Origin of the sequence: Variovorax humicola (genome assembly GCF_037889915.1) — a bacterium.
Lineage (GTDB): Bacteria > Pseudomonadota > Gammaproteobacteria > Burkholderiales > Burkholderiaceae_C > Variovorax > Variovorax humicola.
Genome location: NZ_JBBKZV010000041.1, coordinates 25,802 through 42,562, shown reverse-complemented (window position 1 = coordinate 42,562; position 16,761 = coordinate 25,802). Strand labels below are relative to the sequence as shown.

14 protein-coding genes and 3 pseudogenes are annotated in these 16,761 nt (G+C 61.0%); 8 read left to right on the top strand and 9 right to left on the bottom strand.

The window, feature by feature from the left end; all coding sequences use genetic code 11:
- Window positions 1-100 precede the first annotated feature (100 nt).
- Complete coding sequence (locus WKW80_RS33180) at window positions 101-1,150, bottom strand: IS630 family transposase (RefSeq protein ID WP_340367838.1); 1,050 nt, start codon at window positions 1,148-1,150, stop codon at window positions 101-103.
- Here WKW80_RS33180 and WKW80_RS33175 point away from each other — a divergent pair.
- The 4 genes and pseudogenes from WKW80_RS33175 to WKW80_RS33160 all read left to right on the top strand — a co-directional run.
- Window positions 1,143-1,970 (top strand): annotated as a pseudogene (locus tag WKW80_RS33175) (IS110 family RNA-guided transposase); the annotation flags it as partial. The gene WKW80_RS33180 and the pseudogene WKW80_RS33175 overlap by 8 nt on opposite strands.
- Window positions 1,971-2,617: 647 nt before the next feature.
- Window positions 2,618-3,175 (top strand): hypothetical protein, encoded by a 558-nt coding sequence (locus WKW80_RS33170; protein WP_340367836.1) that lies wholly within the window; start codon window positions 2,618-2,620, stop codon window positions 3,173-3,175.
- Window positions 3,151-3,474, top strand: coding sequence for a prenyltransferase/squalene oxidase repeat-containing protein (locus WKW80_RS33165; RefSeq protein ID WP_340367835.1), 324 nt, complete (start codon window positions 3,151-3,153; stop codon window positions 3,472-3,474). The genes WKW80_RS33170 and WKW80_RS33165 overlap by 25 nt, the downstream gene beginning before the upstream one ends.
- A gap of 17 nt (window positions 3,475-3,491) precedes the next feature.
- Window positions 3,492-4,229, top strand: a complete 738-nt coding sequence (locus tag WKW80_RS33160; RefSeq protein WP_340367834.1) for a transporter substrate-binding domain-containing protein — start codon at window positions 3,492-3,494, stop codon at window positions 4,227-4,229.
- 203 nt (window positions 4,230-4,432) lie between these two features.
- On the opposite strand, the gene WKW80_RS33155 is transcribed toward WKW80_RS33160, so the two are convergent.
- Together WKW80_RS33155 and WKW80_RS33150 are read right to left on the bottom strand one after the other, a co-directional pair.
- A complete protein-coding gene (locus WKW80_RS33155) occupies window positions 4,433-5,833 on the bottom strand; it encodes a hypothetical protein (protein WP_340367833.1) in 1,401 nt (466 codons plus the stop codon).
- A 79-nt stretch (window positions 5,834-5,912) separates the two neighbouring features.
- Window positions 5,913-7,061 carry a hypothetical protein gene (locus tag WKW80_RS33150; protein WP_340367832.1) on the bottom strand — a complete coding sequence of 383 codons (1,149 nt, stop codon included), beginning with the start codon at window positions 7,059-7,061 and terminating at the stop codon, window positions 5,913-5,915.
- A 269-nt stretch (window positions 7,062-7,330) separates the two neighbouring features.
- Between WKW80_RS33150 and WKW80_RS33145 the strand changes: the two genes are divergently transcribed.
- Together WKW80_RS33145 and WKW80_RS33140 are read left to right on the top strand one after the other, a co-directional pair.
- The gene (locus WKW80_RS33145) at window positions 7,331-9,499 is read left to right on the top strand and encodes a hypothetical protein (protein ID WP_340367831.1); all 2,169 of its coding nucleotides are present in this window, start codon (window positions 7,331-7,333) and stop codon (window positions 9,497-9,499) included.
- A 23-nt stretch (window positions 9,500-9,522) separates the two neighbouring features.
- Window positions 9,523-9,610, top strand: a pseudogene (locus tag WKW80_RS33140) (IS6 family transposase); the annotation flags it as partial.
- A 223-nt stretch (window positions 9,611-9,833) separates the two neighbouring features.
- Here the strand turns inward: WKW80_RS33140 and WKW80_RS33135 are convergent.
- The 4 genes and pseudogenes from WKW80_RS33135 to WKW80_RS33120 all read right to left on the bottom strand — a co-directional run.
- Window positions 9,834-10,502, bottom strand: a complete 669-nt coding sequence (locus WKW80_RS33135; protein WP_340367840.1) for a hypothetical protein — start codon at window positions 10,500-10,502, stop codon at window positions 9,834-9,836.
- Window positions 10,503-10,750: 248 nt separating this feature from the next.
- Window positions 10,751-10,978, bottom strand: a complete 228-nt coding sequence (locus WKW80_RS33130) for a hypothetical protein (RefSeq protein ID WP_340367830.1) — start codon at window positions 10,976-10,978, stop codon at window positions 10,751-10,753.
- Between the two features lie 114 nt (window positions 10,979-11,092).
- Window positions 11,093-11,932, bottom strand: coding sequence for a hypothetical protein (locus tag WKW80_RS33125; RefSeq protein WP_340367829.1), 840 nt, complete (start codon window positions 11,930-11,932; stop codon window positions 11,093-11,095).
- 265 nt (window positions 11,933-12,197) lie between these two features.
- A pseudogene (locus WKW80_RS33120) lies at window positions 12,198-12,405 on the bottom strand (DDE-type integrase/transposase/recombinase); the annotation flags it as partial.
- 241 nt (window positions 12,406-12,646) lie between these two features.
- Between WKW80_RS33120 and WKW80_RS33115 the strand changes: the two are divergent.
- Window positions 12,647-13,348, top strand: a complete 702-nt coding sequence (locus WKW80_RS33115) for a hypothetical protein (RefSeq protein ID WP_340367828.1) — start codon at window positions 12,647-12,649, stop codon at window positions 13,346-13,348.
- A gap of 142 nt (window positions 13,349-13,490) precedes the next feature.
- On the opposite strand, the gene WKW80_RS33110 is transcribed toward WKW80_RS33115, so the two are convergent.
- Entirely contained in the window at window positions 13,491-13,865 is a 375-nt protein-coding gene (locus tag WKW80_RS33110) for a helix-turn-helix domain-containing protein (RefSeq protein WP_340367827.1), read from the bottom strand.
- Window positions 13,866-14,490: 625 nt separating this feature from the next.
- Complete coding sequence (locus WKW80_RS33105) at window positions 14,491-15,609, bottom strand: IS110 family RNA-guided transposase (protein ID WP_340367826.1); 1,119 nt, start codon at window positions 15,607-15,609, stop codon at window positions 14,491-14,493.
- A gap of 213 nt (window positions 15,610-15,822) precedes the next feature.
- On the opposite strand from WKW80_RS33105, the gene WKW80_RS33100 reads away from it, so the two are divergent.
- Window positions 15,823-16,755 (top strand): tyrosine-type recombinase/integrase, encoded by a 933-nt coding sequence (locus tag WKW80_RS33100; protein ID WP_340367825.1) that lies wholly within the window; start codon window positions 15,823-15,825, stop codon window positions 16,753-16,755.
- Window positions 16,756-16,761: the final 6 nt, after the last annotated feature.

Below are 16,761 nucleotides of genomic sequence, written 5' to 3'. Positions count from 1 at the left end.
CAGTCTGATCCATCGTCGCAGCAGCAGACTTGTGCCGCATCACCCCGTGCTATTGGCCCAACAATTCAATCCCGTGCCCCCCTTGACGGGAGCGACCATATCAGTGTGCTGTCCCGCTGATACGTGAACAAAGTCGATGCAGCTTTTCGAGGATCGAATCAGCAGTGGCAGTCCAACGAAAAGGCTGGCAATTCGCGTTGTGATGCGTCACGAAATGATCGATGCGCTGCACGAGTTGTTTGACGCTGGTGAACGAGCCGCGGCGAATGGCCTTGTCCGTAATCAGCGCGAAGAATCGCTCGACCTGGTTGAGCCATGAACTGTAGGTCGGGATGAAGTGCAAGTGCCAGCGAGACCGGCTCGCGAGCCAAGCCTTGGTCGTCGGATGACTGTGGGTGGCGTAGTTGTCGACGATGCAGTGGATGTCCAACTCGGGCGGCACGGCTTTGTCGATCTCGCGCAAGAATCCCAGGAACTCTTGATGTCGATGACGCGGCTTGCAGGTGGCGAGCACGGCGCCGTTGAGGACGTTCAACGCAGCGAACAGCGTGGTCGTTCCGTGGCGCTTGTAGTCGTGCGTCACGCCTTCCACGTAGCCCAATCCCATGGGCAACATCGGCTGCGTGCGTTCAAGCGCCTGGCACTGGCTCTTCTCGTCCACGCAGAGCACCAGCGCGTTCTCCGGCGGGCTCAGGTACAGGCCGACCACGTCGCGCAGCTTCTCGATGAAGAAAGGGTCGGTCGAGAGTTTGAAGCCTTCGCTGCGATGAGGTTGCAGCCCGAAGAGTTGGAAGTAGCGCTGCACACTGGTCTTGGAAATGCCGGTCTCGGAGGCAACCGATCGCACGCTCCAGTGCGTCGACCCATCGGCGGGCTTGGTGTGCAGCGTCGTCTTGATCAACTGCGCGATACGCTCATCGTCGATCGTGCGTGGCTTGCCAGGGCGAACGTCGTCGTAGAGCCCGGCAATACGCCGTTCGATGAAGCGCATGCGCCACTTGCCCACCGTCGCGTTGGTGAGCTTCAGTCGTTGGGCAATCGACTTGTTGAGCTCGCCATCGGCACTGCTCAGGATGATGCGCGCTCTCTCACTGAGCCCTGCCGGCAAAGAGCGGCTGCGCGCGAACGATTGCAACTGCGATTCCAGCATCGAGGTGAGCCGACATGCCAGGCGCGCCAAAACCGATCGACTCGACGGCGACAAGCTACTGACGATGTTGCTGCGCCATCATCGTGGCGAGCGTGTGTGGTCGGTGCTGTATGAGCCCACGCCTGAGGACGAAGACGCGCGCCGCACGCATCGCGAACTCGGCCGGCTGACACAGGAGCGAACCTCGCACACGAACCGAATCAGTTCGCTGCTGGTGCTGCACAACCTGCGTCCGAACGTCATCATCGGCGGACGCGACTGGGCGCGCTGGTGGGAACGTCATTGCGAGCAGGTGCCACCGATCCTGCGTGCGGAGATCGAGCGCGAGAGTGCACGGCTGACGCTGGTCAAGCAGCAGGTCAAGGCCATGGAAGTCGAGCGGCGCCAGGAAATGGCCAATGGCAAGCAGCCGCTGGTGGCGCAACTGGTCCTGCTAAGAGCCATCGGGCCCAAAGGCGCGTGGGTGTTGGTCAAGGAGGTGTTTGGATGGCGGCGCTTCGCCAACCGGCGCGAGCTGGCCGGCTGCCTCGGGTTGGCACCCACGCCGTATGCCAGCGGCAGCAGCCAGATTGAGCAGGGCATCAGCAAGGCCGGCAACAAACGAGCGCGTGCGCTGCTTGTCGAACAAGCTTGGAGTTGGCTTCGCTGGCAGCCCGGCAGCGCCTTGACCGAATGGTTCAACCGGCGCTTCGCTGCGGGTGGCAAGCGCATGCGCAGAGTGGGCATCGTTGCCCTGGCAAGAAAGCTGGCGATCGCCTTGTGGCGCTATCTGCAGTACGGCGAGATTCCGGCTGGAGCGTCGCTCAAGCCAGCCGCTTGAAATCCCACGCGGGCCTTGTTTCGAAGCAGCCAATCGTCGAATCGTCGCATCATGATCAAAGGTCGACGCGCCCGAGAAGTCAGTGGGTCACGGCACCAAAGTGACCGCTTTTTTAGGTGGGGCGCGCCGGTAACCGGGGTTTTCCAATGCGCTTCACGCGCATGCAGCATGAGGTGCAGGGTGTTCGCCTGCACGGATAGAAGCTTGTCCGAGCCATTGGCTCGAACGCTCGTCATACCCCGACCACGGATCAGGATGCGTCGCCCCCGCTGTCCCACACGGCTCAGCAACACAAAGGCGCCGCCATGCGACTTCGGTCATCGATTCATTGATCAAAAAGGCTTGACAAAAGAGTCCTCATAGAAGCTGACTTCAACAGCGGTGTCCCGCTGGACGTGACTTTCGGCGGCAGGTTGCGACCCTGACACGGGCGGATCCATCCTGAGGTTCTGTGACATTGGCGTGGTCCTGTCGGCATGGCGACAGTGCGTCTGCGGTAGACGAAATTGGGACATCCTGGCCGATTCACGTTACCCTCCGCAGGTCGTCGAGAAGTGCGGGCGACTCTTGCAGGCAAGGGCGACCGTTCGTTTATGGACGTCCCATGCTGTCCCTCCGACTCAGATCGGATCCACCCAGGGGGTTGCGTGCAGAGCGAATCTAATCATCAAGACGGGCTGGAACCCGATTCGATCGCGTTTCTTCGGCGCCTCCAATCGAGCGATGGCGGCTTTCGCGAAGATCCTGAAGCGCCACTGCCGAGTGTGGCGAGCACCAACATGGCCCTACGCGCCCTGCGTCTGCTTGGTGGCGCGCCGGATCACCCTTCCAGGACGCTCGCCTTCGTGTGCGAGCATGCGCGGTCCGAGGCGGCTGCGTTCGCGAACACCGACAACGACGCGCCGTCGGTGAAGGCCTCGGCCATGGCTGTGATGGCAATCGCCGAGCTTGCGAGCCTTCAGGGCGTTCAGGCGCCAGCTTTGTTGCCGAGCGTTCAACAAACGATCGACTTCATGTATGCCCAAGCGAATGGGCCAGTCGAGTACTACTTCGTCCTTGCTGCAGTCCACGCATCGGGTCTGCCAATGGCACCCGGAGCGACCTGGTATTTCACGCAGGTTCTTGCTGGTCAGTCGTCATCCTCCCCACCATTGCCCTTGCCAGGGCGTTCATCAGCACCATGCGGGCCGGCCTGCCTCCTTTAGAGGACACGAGTTTCTCGCAGGCCCTGCTCGCAGCCCAACGCTCCCCTGGCGGCTTCTGCGGCAGCGGCAGCGTTGTCGACCTCGACGCCACGTACACCATCGTGCGGGCATTTGACATGCTCGGTCAGTGTTCGCGGATCGACCTTGATGCTCTCGATGCGTACGTCACTTCCTTGCGCAACGATGATGGTGGCTACGCCACGGAACGGGGTGGCCTGTCCTGCGCCTACGCAACATACCGCGCAGCCGCGCTTCGCATCTGGATCGCCGCCGGTCGACACCCGGCAAATTGCGCCTGACCATCACGAAAGCCGCCATGTCAACTGTCGCTGTTAGGACGCTGATTCCCAATGTCCTTACCATCTGCACCTATGGGGGCTTTGCGCCCGTTTGCTACCGAGACAAGTTCGGAGTTCTCACCGGATTCGACGTCGGCTTCCTGACTCGGTTTGCCGACAGCATCGGCTTAAAAATAATGACCCTCGAGCGACCCTTCGACGCGCTGTGGCTGCGGCCAGGCAATGACGAGTGCGACATTGCTGGCGCTGGCATCATGCAGCGCGTTAACCGGCCAATCGGCGAGGGCGCCTCTTGGACCCGTCCATATTTCCGGGTTAAACGGACCTTGCTCGTTCGCTTAGAGGACCAGCCGCGTTTCGAAGCCGAGGGTGCCCTTCGCGGCGAGGGCATGCGGATCGTCGCGACGCAAGGCTCGACCGCAGATTACGACGCGCAGATTCGCTACCCGAACCGCAAGGCATTGCTGTACCTCGCCGATCTGTCGTCGTTGATCAATGATCCCGGCCAGTCTCAGCGAGAGATCGTCAGATTGATTGCCGAGCGCGAAGTTGACGCATTCGGCGAGGGCGATGTGAGCAACGAGTTCCTGCGCGACAGCTACAACCGACAGTTCAGGGGGGTTGAACTCGCTGTGGCGGACAAGCACGACATCGACGAGCAGGAGACCTTCAACTTCATCGTGCGCAATGTCAGCGACGGCCTTCTTGACGCCTTGAACTCCTACATCGGCAAACACGCGAACGCATACGCCTGACCACAGGGAGACTTTCCATTGCACTCCACTCCCCTTGGGCAGCACACACCATTACTGGAGCAGAGTTTGATGGCCGACGGCGACATTCAGTTGATTTCGGATCAACCAATGTCAACGCGCTTCGGCACGAGGCTGCCGACCCTCTACTGGTGAAATTTCCGGGTTAGAGCCTGTTCACGCTACCGACGGAGATCGCGTTGGCCTTAGACCAGCGGCTCCGGCGCGGTGTGCAGCGCCAGGACTTCTTCGTCGGTGTGCGGGTTCACCCAGGTCTCCCAACTTCTGCCGCCGACAGGTCCGGAGTGCGTGACGCATGACCAGTCGTGGCCCTCGTTGCAAAAGGGACGCGCATCGCTTCCGAAGTCGAGCGTGCTATTCAATCGGTCCAGGTCGCCCTTGTGGTACGTCATCGCGTCCAGGAAAAGGTCGCGTGCCACGGTGTTGTTCGCCGTCGCACCTGCCGCCAGCCGACGGTCCAGGGCGGAGAGCGCTTCAATGTGCCGCTCGTTGATCCACGAGGGCCGCTTCGTCATGGCGGCCACACCGTCCTGCAGGCAGCGATGCATGAAAGTCGAGTACCTTGAATTGCAGTGTGCTATCGCGTCGTCGATGCGCATCTTGTCCGCGTGGTAGGACGGGTTGTGCGACTCGCTGCTGAAGTAGGGCGACCATGATTCACCCCGGCCAAGATGGGTCGACGATGCCTCCACGTCATTGGCCACCATGAAGCAACTGCAAGCCATGCACGACGCCAACTTGAAAGTCTCCACGCCGATCGACATCTCGAATGCAGTCCCTTGGCCCATTCGCACGGTTTCGTAGACGCAGCGGATCATGCCGTGGGTGTAGCCGACGATGTCCGTGTCGACGTCGAGCGGCACCAGCTGGCCATCCGATTGCGGGTAGAAGCGCATGCCCTGCTGCGCCAGCGTCGCCTGCAGCGCCGCGCCGCCGATCAGGCCCCATGTCGCCGTCCGTGCCTCGGCCGGATATTGCGCCGCGCGAACATCGGCGTCGGCCGGCGGTCTCCATCGTTCTCCGATGCCGGGCGTGTGCTCGTCGAGCGTCGTGCAGATGGTGCTCATGGCAGTGACGGCGTTCCCGTCGTTGTCCACCACCAGTCCGCAGTAGGCGCCGCGTCCGATGTACATCTCCTCGGCGCGTTGCCCTTCCTTGGCGGCTCGCCGGGCCGCGCTGAGGTACCTGAAGGCGGATCTGGCGTACGCAGGCTTGAATCTCCGGTATTCGCTGCGGGCGCCCTCGCCGGCCTGGATCATGCCGCCCCGATTGAAGGTGGGCGCGAGGCCCCAGACCAGGCCGCCTTCGTCTTTTGCAAGCTCGGTCCGCACCAGGTGGTTTACCTTCGCGCAGGCATCGTTCAGGCCCTTCATGAATGCGCGATCGTCCGCCGTGCGCGCATCGCGATTCGTGCCGAGCTCGGTGCTGGGGTCCATGTCCACGCGCCAGGCAAGACCGCTGTTCTTCCTGTTCTGGAACAGCGTCGCGCCGATGAACGCTGCAGCGAAGATCACATCCGCCTCGCGCTCGACGTCAACCCTCATTTCCCCGGTGCCCAAGATGGATTTCCCGATATTCCAGGCCATGGCGGTCACTCCATCGATTGAGACACGCAGTTTGCGCTGCACAAGAACGCCGCGCAACGAGGCTCAAGGTTCCCGCGCCTCACTGGCTGGGCCTTGCGCTGGAATCGTTCATTCCGTCGGGCAGGTCGGCCGCTAGCGCCGGGGCCATGGCACGCAGCAATCCGAGGACGTCGTCACGAGACGGAAAGCCCTGTAGCCGCTGCGCCTGCGCCAGCATCTTCACGGCGTTGCTGAAATCCGAGCCCTTCAGCAGGTTCGTCTCCCACGCTTGGTCGAACAGCAGGCAGCCGGCAGGCTGCATGTTCTCGTAGAAGATAACGAAGTGCTCGACCCGTTCCTCTGCCTCCCTGAGCGCCGGGACGACATCGCCAAGTTCCGCCGGCGCACCATTGGGCAACAGAGTCGTGTAGAAGCCGACGTGATAGTCGTTGATGCCGTTCAACGAAAGCGTGAGCGCGACCTCGAGCACGGTGTGGTGGGCGTTGTAGACCAGCGTCGCCAGCGGCAACAGGTAATACGCCGAATGCAGCAGGTCCGACCCCCATCTCTCCAGGATCGACGCGCCTTCGGTGGCGCTGCCAGAGATATCCGCGCCGCGCAGCAGACCGAAGAGCCGGTCGACTGTCAGCACCGTGCTGCCTTCGAGTGAACGTTTGACATTGATGCCGGGCGTGCTGCCTGGGCCGAGCGACTCCGCGATGTGTGGCTCCATTGGCTGGCTCCAGGCGCCGCGGTAGCGACCACCCGGCTCCTGCTTCCACACGGCCTTCTGCGCATCGGTCGCGTGCTGGTAAGCCCAGCCGTCGCTGCCCCCGACGGGCTCATCGGGCGTGATGCCGACCTTGTAGGCGCCTTGGATTTCATTGGCCGGCCACTCGCCACTGCGCGTACCCCCGCCGGCCAGCACCCATTCACCGCAGATGTAGATGATGTCGGCAATGTCGCTTGGCGTCAGCGTATCGGCGCCCTTAAGCAAGTCGTCCAGCGATGCGAAGCGCTTGCTCTTGAAGATGTCCAGCACTTGGCATTCGTCAAGTACCTTCTCCAGCGACACATCCTCGAACTCGATCATCTCGCTGACCACGCGCGTGCCCACGGTGCGCAGTTTGCCCATTGCCGCTGGAGCGGCAAAGGCCTCGTACAGCCGCTTCGCGAGCTTCTGCTCGGCTGCCTGGCGCTGGAAACGCATTTTGTCAATCTTCGTGCGATCCGAGATCAGCTTGGCCATCGTAGGTTTCCAGGTGCCGTGATGGCCGGCCAAGTGTCGTGGATCGCGTCTTGAGGGGCAAGGGGCAAAAATAAACCTAATTTTTCCGTGGAGCGTATGCAGGACTTCGCTTCAAATTGCAATAGGTAATTGCCTGCCTCCGCATGCCCTCACCAATACTTTCTTGCCAAAAGATTCATACATCGTCACACCCCTGTGTTAGCGTTGATCCGATAGCGGTATTTTCCCACGACCGAGTTACGCTTGCATAAGCGACGAAAGGATTTCACATGGCTACCGACCCCACTCTTGCACAAATTAAAGAACAAATCGAGCTGATGGCAGTGCATGCGCAGGCTGCCATGGATCAGGAGCAGGCAATCGCATTTGCAATTGCAACGCGTGAGATCCAGATGAATTATGAAGATGCGCAAAGCATCTTGAACGACAAGAATTCATCCGCTGCCGACCTGAAATATGCCAAGGACGTGACGGATGCCATCAACAAGAATTTGCCCAACATGGTCAAGGGCGTGCTTTCTGCGGCGTCCGCATTCAAGTCCGGCGACTACATCAACGGCAGTGCCGCAATCATGGATATCTGCGCCTCGGGCGTGCAGATCCTGGGCAGCCTGTCGGCCGGGGCAGGACCGTATGGCGCGGCTTTCGGGGCGATCTTCACCATCGTCGGCCAGCTCCTGACCTATTTCGGACCGAAACAGCCATCCCTCAAAGACCAGATCCTTGACGCAATCAAAGCACTGAAAGCCGACGACGAATTGCGCGATGCCCTCGCGGATTCGGATGCCGTGTATGAATTTACGACCACGATCTACAGGATCAGGTCGATTCTGCCGCGGCATCTGGAGAGTCCTCTCACGACACAGAAGGATCTTTGGGATTTCCGCACGGATCTCAAGGTCGACATTACTTCGATCAATCTGGCCTTCAACAAGGTCTCGGCCTTGTACAAGAAATGGCACACTGCGGAATGGCTGAAGGACGAGAAAAACCACGACGCTGAAATATGGCCGGAAATTCTCGGAGTTTTCTGCCGGACCTATTCCGATTCGCTCTTGGCCAACATGGCGCTGGCGTCCATGGCCAATGAATTGTTGTTGCTGAAGCGGCTGGAAGAGGCGTCCAGCAGCAATCCGCTTTACCCTAAAAGCAGCCACGATTTCGACGAAATCAACAATCTTTTGATCAAGCTGAGGGCGATGGTGCGCGCAATTCCCGAGGTCTGGAGCGACGGGAACAAGTTGATGCGGCAATTCATGAAGGAGATCGAGCCGGTCGCCCAGAGTCGCGGGCTGTACGTCCACCTCGGCACCGACAGGTATATCTACGCTGCCACCGGGCGAAAGAACGTGCAGTCCGGCGACTGGAAGAACCTGCCCATCGGCTATGGCGCTCGCGGCCACAGGTTCTCCATCACCGTTCCCAAGGGGGATGCGGGCTCGCTGAAGCCGTCCTATCACATCTTCTTCTGCGAGCACTGGACTGCCTCCGACAACGGGGACATCGAACACGGGCGGATCAATCCGGCCAAGGTCGAAATCTCCGGTCAGGCGTCGATATGCCCCGACAAATTTCATGATGTCTGGGCGCTTCCATCCCCCAAGGATCCCAAGGGAACCTTCATCTACGCAGCACGCAACGAAGGAAACGGCAGCGGCTCCGTCAAGCTGTTCGAACTGGATGCCGATAACAAGCTCACCATCGGCAACTGGCAACCGCCCACCAAATCCGGGGTCGTCAACGTGCGTGCGATCACGCACCCGCCTACACCCTTGACCGACGATCCCGACAAGGGCGCCATGCCGCCTTTGCTCCTGGGCGGTGTCGACCACTACAACTCCATCCTGTATGGGGCGCTTGCAGCTTCCGGCGACATCTACGTCGACCAGTCGAACGAACGTTGCTACGTGCCGTCTCCCTGGGGCAGCTACAGCGGAATCGATGCCGATCCGTACTATGTGTGGGTGTTCCGGCCGCAAGGCTTCGCCTGTGCCACGCACGCCTCGGTGATCGCTTGCATCCGCGGCAATATCAAGTCGCCCCGGTGGATGGAATATTCGGCCAATGACCTGGTCGGCGACCAGAGCCGGCACGATGGAAACAAGTGGCTGTACAACAATTGGGAAACAACCACCTACCCCCCGCTGAAAGGGCTGATCTCGCTGTCGGCATGCAGGGATGGAACCCTTCTCGTCAGCGTATTCAACCGGACTGTCAAACGGGTGCAGGCTGGAGACCATTGGCTGTTCATACCGACGGATTCCCTGGCCACCCATACGGCAGTCTACAGTGTCAAACCAGGAAGTCTCAATGTCGGCCCTTGGACCAAGTGCACGGGCCAGGCACTCCAGGTCCAGAAGATGCCCATTCCGTCGTGGTCACTGTTCGAGAGCTTGAAAGCGGATTTTCAAACCACGGCCATCACGCGGCGGGCATAGAGCACCATATGCGTGCGCGGGTCCTGCACTACAAGCTCAGCCGTCGCGACCTGGTGGAGATGATGGCCGAGCGCGGCTTGGTATTGGCCCACTCGACCATCGTGCGCTGGGCCCAACGTTTCGTGCTCGTGTTCGAGAAGCGCTGGAATCGTTTCGCTCGCAGGGCACGGCCGATCCTGCGCGTCGACGAAAGTGTGTCGCGAACACAGGCGAGAGCTTGTGGTGCTGTTCTGAAGATGGAGTCCCGCCAGTTGCCCCAGCATGTCTGCCCCAGCTTTGGCCAGTCAACTGTTGAAAAAACTCCACTCATCACTTGGACGTTCGAGAAAGCTTGTCACGGCAGCTTCAGCACGGCAGCTCCCCTGGCGGCGTTGAGCAAATCGGCACTCATACGGCTATACGTTGCCCGGGCTGACCGGGTGCGATCCTGGCCCTTGCGTAATGCCGCCGGCAATAGAGAAGCGCGCCGAAGATCGACATCAAGCTCTGCCCAGACCGCGTCACAGGCTTGGCCCCAAGCGTGCACGGTGGGCCACCAGTGGCCCAGCGGCATGGCTCTGGCCCCACCAGCCACATTCACCGAGAGCAAGGCAAATCCGACATCGTGAGCCAGGCTGTCGAAACGAAGCGCCTCCGCCACGCAGAACACCACCAAGCTTCGCAGTCCGAAAGCCTGATCGCCATGCACACTGCCGGCAGCCAAACTTCGTACCGCGTGCTCGAATTTCGGAGCACTGACGAAAAGCTCGCTTGTGAGGCTCCCGTAGCGGCCCATCTCCGTGGCCAATCCCACCCGCGTGATGTACAGATCGTTAGGGCGCATTTCCAGTGATAGCGCCACGGTTCTATCGGGTGTGACAACGCGCAGCGCGACTGGCGCCCCGCTGCGGCAGCAGCGGTAGAAGGTGTTGCCCCAGCGGATGATGTTCGTGTCCTCAGTCAGGCTCGCACGCACCTGGCCGATTTGTTGAGCCCAGTCAGGCCGTATCACAAGCTCGTGCAATGTGTTCTCCCTTCGAATTGGGTTTCTAGTCTGCAGCGAGCAGCCGATCGGCCCTCGCAGGGCCAGGTCCAAATTTTCGGAAGCTCAAGTCGGGCGGTTACGCACGACAGTCAAACGGAACACTCAGGGCACGATTGCCACCCACTGACTACACCAGCGCCGCATTCGGGACCGTCGTTGCACGACCACCATTCGCAGGAATGACGAAAGTTACACCGCGCACGAGGCCGTGCCATCCACAAAGGGGGTTAGGCCGCCTGGTCGGCGAGCACGAGCCCCTCTTCAATCAGATCTCGAACTCGCCGTCCATCGCCGAATAGCATCCGGATCTCAAGATGCCGAGAGGCAATCTGAGTCGGGAATGCATCGGCAATCGAACCCCCGCTCATGGAACGGCGCAACCCTTGCCCGCCAGCAGCATTCGCCCTGCCCGCAATCGCTTCTTTGTCGCCTCGGGCCAATCGCATTTGCTTCACGCCAATATCTCCAGCATTGTTGCTGGAAATACAACACGCGACGCAATCAGCCGTTGTGGGCAAACCGTCACGCGCGTGTGGACGGGCAGCCCCCTCAGGACGACAGCATGCGCGTCATTTCTTCCCGCTTGCCAATGCTGAAAGCTGCTCGGCATTGGCCCTAGTGTCGCTTTCGAGTTGGCCGAGTCTTCTGACAACCGCATCCTCTCGGGCTGCGGTATCCCTGAGCGCGTTCTGCAATTGGTTGTATCGCTTGCCATCGACGCCGCTCGAGAAGGAGATCGCGTTGCCTTGCAGCTTCATCGTCTTCTGGCGTGATCCCGCGAAATCCAGGATGTCCATCACCGAAGAAGCGACCGCGAATTCCGCGTCTCGCCATTCCTGGTAGGCCGCCTTCGAAACAGTGCTTGCCTTCAGGAATCCCCCGAGCGCGTCCTGAGCCAGCGCCCCAGGTGCCCGAGTGGTTCGCAGGTATGTTTCCATCTCGGCGTAGTACGCATTCGACCGAGCGTACTGCTGCTCGACAAGCCTTTTGTAGTCCTCGATGCCTTGCCGCGCCTTGAGGATTCTTTCGGGGTTCGTGAGCGTGGTTGCCGACAGGAACGACCCCAAGTCGATCGTATCCAATTGCGATCTCAGGACGCGGGTGTCATCGGCGCTGCGTTTGGCGATGGCGGTCGCGCCACGCACGAATGCTGCTTCGGAGCCCGGCGGGGACGCGGCCGGGCTGGCGACCGGTGGTGTTGCCAAGCCTGCCGGCACATTGTTGCCCACTGCCTCCTTGAGCGTCGAGGCGAACTCGCCGACGGCCTGCCGGGTGTCAAGGCTGCGCTCGCGATAGCTGGTAACGAATGAAGCAGCGAACGACACAACACCGACCAGAATGGACACCGTGACGATTAGCGCCGCCTTCTGTCCGGGACGCAGTTTCTGCTGGCGCGCACTGTCGCTCATGATGCACCTCCTCGACGTGAACCTTGCCTCAAGACTTGGATGAATGCTACGCCTGCGCTGCAACGCTGCCAAAGAAAACGCTACCACTTCGGGGGGAAGCGCCGGCGGAATTTGGGAGCGGACACTGTTTGGAGTCATGCCCCACACGCGTGCCTCAGTTCTGGCGATCTGACGTGCGGAAGGCGGCTCGCAAGGTGCTCCTCCATACGGGCTCGGGTGCGAATTTTTCGCGCAGCCGAACGACTTCGCGAGTGCGTTACGGCGGTCAGGCCGAAAGCACCACGTTCCAGACTGCGGGCGCAGCTTGGCCTCGCAGGCGCAGCCGCCCGAGATTTGAATTGGCCCTTGCGGATGCGATACAGCAACTCCACGCCAGCGATCGTCACCGCCGCGCGATCAAAGACCTTGAACCCGAGCATGGGGTTGATGCGCGACTTCACGCCCCGATGATCTTGCGCGATCATGTTGTTGAGCTACTTGGATGATCGCAGCCGCGTGTGTTTCCAACGCATTGCTTTGCGCTGGCAGTTCTCGCAGCGAAGGACCCTAATCTAAATATTTGCAGATCAACGCCTCAGGCCGCAGGCTCATACGCATGGGCGCCATACCTTCCAACGTAAATAGCCCTCCCAGTAACACGCCTTTCGGCCTAAGATCGCCCGCTTTTGGACGCAGGCGGAACCGATGAAATTCCTCGGAACCGAAATCGGCAATGTGGTGCGCAGCTACAAGATCGAGGAAGGCAGCGCGGCGCCGGACATCACTCTGTCGGCCAGCCGTTCGGGCGACTATATGGTGCTCGGGGGGCATCCGGTGCTCAACAAGTCCATTGCCAGCGGCACCATCACCGACGAGATCGCCAACAACGGCGGGCCAGACGGATTGATCGACGGCACGAAGATCAAGTCGATCGTCAAGGACAACACCGAAGTGGGCGTTTGCGACTGCATTGGCTACATGCTTTTGAAATTCACGTGGACCACTGTGCAGATCGTGAAGACCAAGGAGCAGCCCACGGGCAAGGATGCCAAGACGACCGCCTGGAAGGTGGTGGAAACGAAGCAACCGGTCGCCGTTTTCGACTACCTCGTCACCACAGCTTGCAACGTAACTCGCGAACCAAAAAAGACGGTCTACTCGGTGCATAACAAGGAGAGCAAGGGCGGCCAAGTCCATGTCGAGCAGATCTGCGCCCATCGCCTGCGTGCTTTCCTGCTGCATCTCAAGGCCGTAGGCGGGGCGAAGGCTCCAACATTCAATTTCAAGGACCTGACCGTGAAAGGTTTCGTGAAATTTCGCGGCAAGGCCAAGAGCGGCGGCGCCTTGACGGTGGCCTGCAACGGCTGCGAGGGCGTCTGGACCGACCTGCGCAAGGACTGCCCGTTTCTCGAGGACGTCAAACTCGCACAGGATTGAGTACGACGGCGCATGTGCTGCGGCCGGTCCGGAATTGACCCATACGCCGGGATCTCGTTGACCCACGCGCAGGCCTAGAAACCATCGCCAGCAGTTGGATTGCGAGGTGACGGAGAGGATTAGTCCAATTTCGGCAGCTGGGTCAAAAGTTCGCCGCCGCCGACACCTGTCTTGATTGACGCCGCGCGCGGCCGAGACTGGAATAATCGAAAAACCCCACATTCGCCGCCGGATATCTTTTCGCATCCTCCAGCACTCGAATGACCCGCCGCAACCGCTCGCCTTCCCTTTCCAGCGAGGCGATGCGCGCCTGGGCATTGCGCACTTCGTTGAAGGCCTGCGTGTGTAGTTCAGATGCTCCCCGGCGGCTCTCGAACCACAGCGCCAGGTACGCCGCGCGTGGCGCGTTGCTGCGCGCCTTCCAGCGGTATAGCGTGCGCAGGCTCACGCCCAGATGACGCGCGATGCGCTTCGGCGGTTCGAGTTGGTCGGCGAGCAAGAAATCCAGCGGCGGCATGCGCGCGGCCGAGGGTCCGCAAAATGGCATGGTGGTCCCCTTCTCGAGTCGGCGCGACAGGCCAGCCCGAGCGACAAAGTGTCATCATCAAACGAGAGTTCTATCCGGGCGCCGCGTCTCAGCGGGCGCGGGCTTTCCAGGCGCTGTGCACGATTGAACATAACGCATCGAGCACAAATCCCGTGTTGGGTGGATTGCACCACGAGTACTCGGTCGTGCCGACAACAGCGTCCCTGTAGCAGAGCTCGGCTGGCCGCCGAGCCGCTCGCTTTTCCTGTTCAACCGCTCGAGGCCTGTATCCCGCGTCAGCAGACGAGATTTTGCGGAGCACAGGGTGCGCGACTGCCGGGTTGTGGCCGCTGGACTGATATGGTCGCTCTCGTCAAGGAGGCTCGTGCGGGTTTCATTGGCAAGCGGTATGGGGTGATGCGCCACAAGTCTGATGCTGCGACGATGGATCAGACTGATATCCGTGGGTTGGTTACCACCGTGCATCTATCCGTCATGGAAGCTGCCTCGCTCTAAACGCGCAGGTTGCCCAAGGCCTTCTGTAGATAGTCCGTGTGAGGATTCTTCCCATCGTGATCGTGCCGCATCACCCGATGCCGCCTGCCGTTGCGCTGATTCAATGAATTGATGAAGTTGCAGGGGAGGCCTGGTGGGCGATGGCCCAGACAAATCCGGCCAGCTCGCGTGCAACTGCGACACAGACCTTGTTGACTTGCACGCCGCGCGAGGACAGATGCGCATAGCGCGAACACAATCGCACCTGCGCCTTCCACGCATGATCGCGAACCACCTCCGGCACCGATTCGCTGCGGTCCCGCAAATTTCGGCTCAACCGTGCGGGGAAGCGGTAACTCCACGCTGCCTCGGTCAGCAGCCGCCTGGCATGTGCATTGCCCGTCTTGGTGATCGAGCCGCGGTGAATGCTATTGCCGCTGGAATGCTCGGAAGGCACGAGGCCGAGATAGCCCATCAACTGGCGCGCACTGCTGAAGCGGTCAATGTCACCGATCTCGGCGACCAGTCCGATGGCGCTGACCGTGTCGATCCCGCGCAGGGCGCGCAGCGCTGCAACGACGGGCTCGAAGCGCCATTCTTGCGTTGCCTTGGTCAGCGCGATCGTCAGGCGCTGCACTCGCTGCTCGGCTGCCTGTACAGCGAGTTGGTATTCGGCCAACGCGATGCGGTCGGCTTCGTGATCGAAGCGTTGGTCCGCGATCCAGCGTTCGTGGCTCTTGGTCCAGGACGTCTTGCCGGGATAGCGTCGGGCTTGGCGCAAAAGAAACGCCTTCAACTGTTGGCGCGCCTTCAGCCGCATACCGACCGCATCCTCGCGAGCTCGCGACAAATTGCGCATAGCTTCGTGTGCCTCGTCCGGCACCCAAATCGCCTTGAGTTCACCGGCGCGCGACAACTCGGCCAGCCGAGCGCAATCGCGCCGGTCGTTCTTGACCCGATCACCCGGGCGACGCGGGATCAGCGATGGCGCAACGATCTCACATCGGTAGCCCCGACGGCATAGTTCGCGGTACAGGCCGTAACCGGTTGGACCGGCTTCATAGACCACGCTGACCTGTGCCGGATCGCCGGCCTTTGCCAGCAGCTTGAGCAGCACGCGCACATCGGGCCCGATCGTGCCGACAAATCGGGCCGGCTCCCGGCTTGCCTCACAGGCTGCTACAGAGACGCTGTCCTTGTGCGCGTCCAAACCAACGAAATACTTGATACGCTCGTCCATGGCTCGTCTCCTTTCATGTTTGCGGCTGGCCCAGCCAGCCGTATGTGGATCGGCGCACTTCGGTGCGCAACCCACGATAACGGAGACGAGCCCCCGCTGCTTAGCGAGCGACCATGATGTCTAAACCGCTGGTGCGGTAGTACCTGATCGCAGGCCTGGCTGGGCGCCCACCCCGCCTGGGGCGCATTCCCGAGAAGTTCCCGATGCGGAACGATGCAGTCGCTGTTCGCAGCAATTCATCCATTCCACTTGCAAAGGAGCTTCGCCATGACACCGCTACGCCAGCGGATGCTTGAAGACATGGGCATTCGCAACCTCGCCGAGAACACGCAGCTGTCCTACCTGCAACAGGTCTCGCTCTATGCAGGACACTTCCATCGCTCGCCTGAGGAACTCGGACCGGAGGAGGTTCGGGCCTATCAAGTTCATCTGACGAAGGCTCGCAAACTTGCTCCAAGTTCGGTCAGCATCGCGACGTCGGCGCTGCGCTTCCTGTACAAGGTGACGCTCAAGCGCGAGTGGGCCCCGGACGACATCCCCATGCCCAAGAAGCCGTTCAAGCTGCCGGTTGTTCTCAGCCCGGAGGAAGTCTCGCATTTCCTGGCGTGCGTCGACAGCCTGAAGCAGCGCACGATTCTCACGACCGCTTATGCCGCCGGCCTGCGCGTGTCCGAGGTCACGCACCTGAAGGTGACCGACATCGACAGCCAGCGCATGATGCTTCGGATCAGTCAAGGCAAAGGCAATCGCGATCGCTACGTGATGCTCTCGCCGCGGTTGCTGGAGGCGCTGCGGTCGTACTGGAAGGTCGTGCGACCCGATGCCTGGCTGTTTCCAGGCGACATCCCGGGTCAGCCGATCTCGCGCAACGCTGTGGCGCTGGCGTGCCAGAGGGCGCATCGAGCGGCCGGCATCGCCAAGCCGGTCACTCCGCACTCCCTGCGGCATGCGTTCGCGACGCATCTGCTGGAGACTGGCACCGACGTGCGTCGCATTCAGCTGCTGCTCGGCCACCGCAGCCTGGCAACCACCTCGCGCTACCTGAAGATCGCAACCAGCACGGTGTGCGCTACGACCAGCCCGCTGGATCTGTTGCCTGAGGTCGCGCCGCTGCCGTCTGAGCCGACTGCGTCCCCGGTGTTCTGAAGCCCG

Bases quoted from the DNA above. Each gene is read 5' to 3' on its own strand.
- WKW80_RS33180 (WP_340367838.1), bottom strand. From the start codon at position 1,150: ATGCTGGAATCGCAGTTGCAATCGTTCGCGCGCAGCCGCTCTTTGCCG.
- WKW80_RS33165 (WP_340367835.1), top strand. From the start codon at position 3,151: ATGCGGGCCGGCCTGCCTCCTTTAGAGGACACGAGTTTCTCGCAGGCC.
- WKW80_RS33160 (WP_340367834.1), top strand. From the start codon at position 3,492: ATGTCAACTGTCGCTGTTAGGACGCTGATTCCCAATGTCCTTACCATC.
- WKW80_RS33155 (WP_340367833.1), bottom strand. From the start codon at position 5,833: ATGGCCTGGAATATCGGGAAATCCATCTTGGGCACCGGGGAAATGAGG.
- WKW80_RS33150 (WP_340367832.1), bottom strand. From the start codon at position 7,061: ATGGCCAAGCTGATCTCGGATCGCACGAAGATTGACAAAATGCGTTTC.
- WKW80_RS33145 (WP_340367831.1), top strand. From the start codon at position 7,331: ATGGCTACCGACCCCACTCTTGCACAAATTAAAGAACAAATCGAGCTG.
- WKW80_RS33125 (WP_340367829.1), bottom strand. From the start codon at position 11,932: ATGAGCGACAGTGCGCGCCAGCAGAAACTGCGTCCCGGACAGAAGGCG.
- WKW80_RS33110 (WP_340367827.1), bottom strand. From the start codon at position 13,865: ATGCCGCCGCTGGATTTCTTGCTCGCCGACCAACTCGAACCGCCGAAG.
- WKW80_RS33105 (WP_340367826.1), bottom strand. From the start codon at position 15,609: ATGGACGAGCGTATCAAGTATTTCGTTGGTTTGGACGCGCACAAGGAC.
- WKW80_RS33100 (WP_340367825.1), top strand. From the start codon at position 15,823: ATGCAGTCGCTGTTCGCAGCAATTCATCCATTCCACTTGCAAAGGAGC.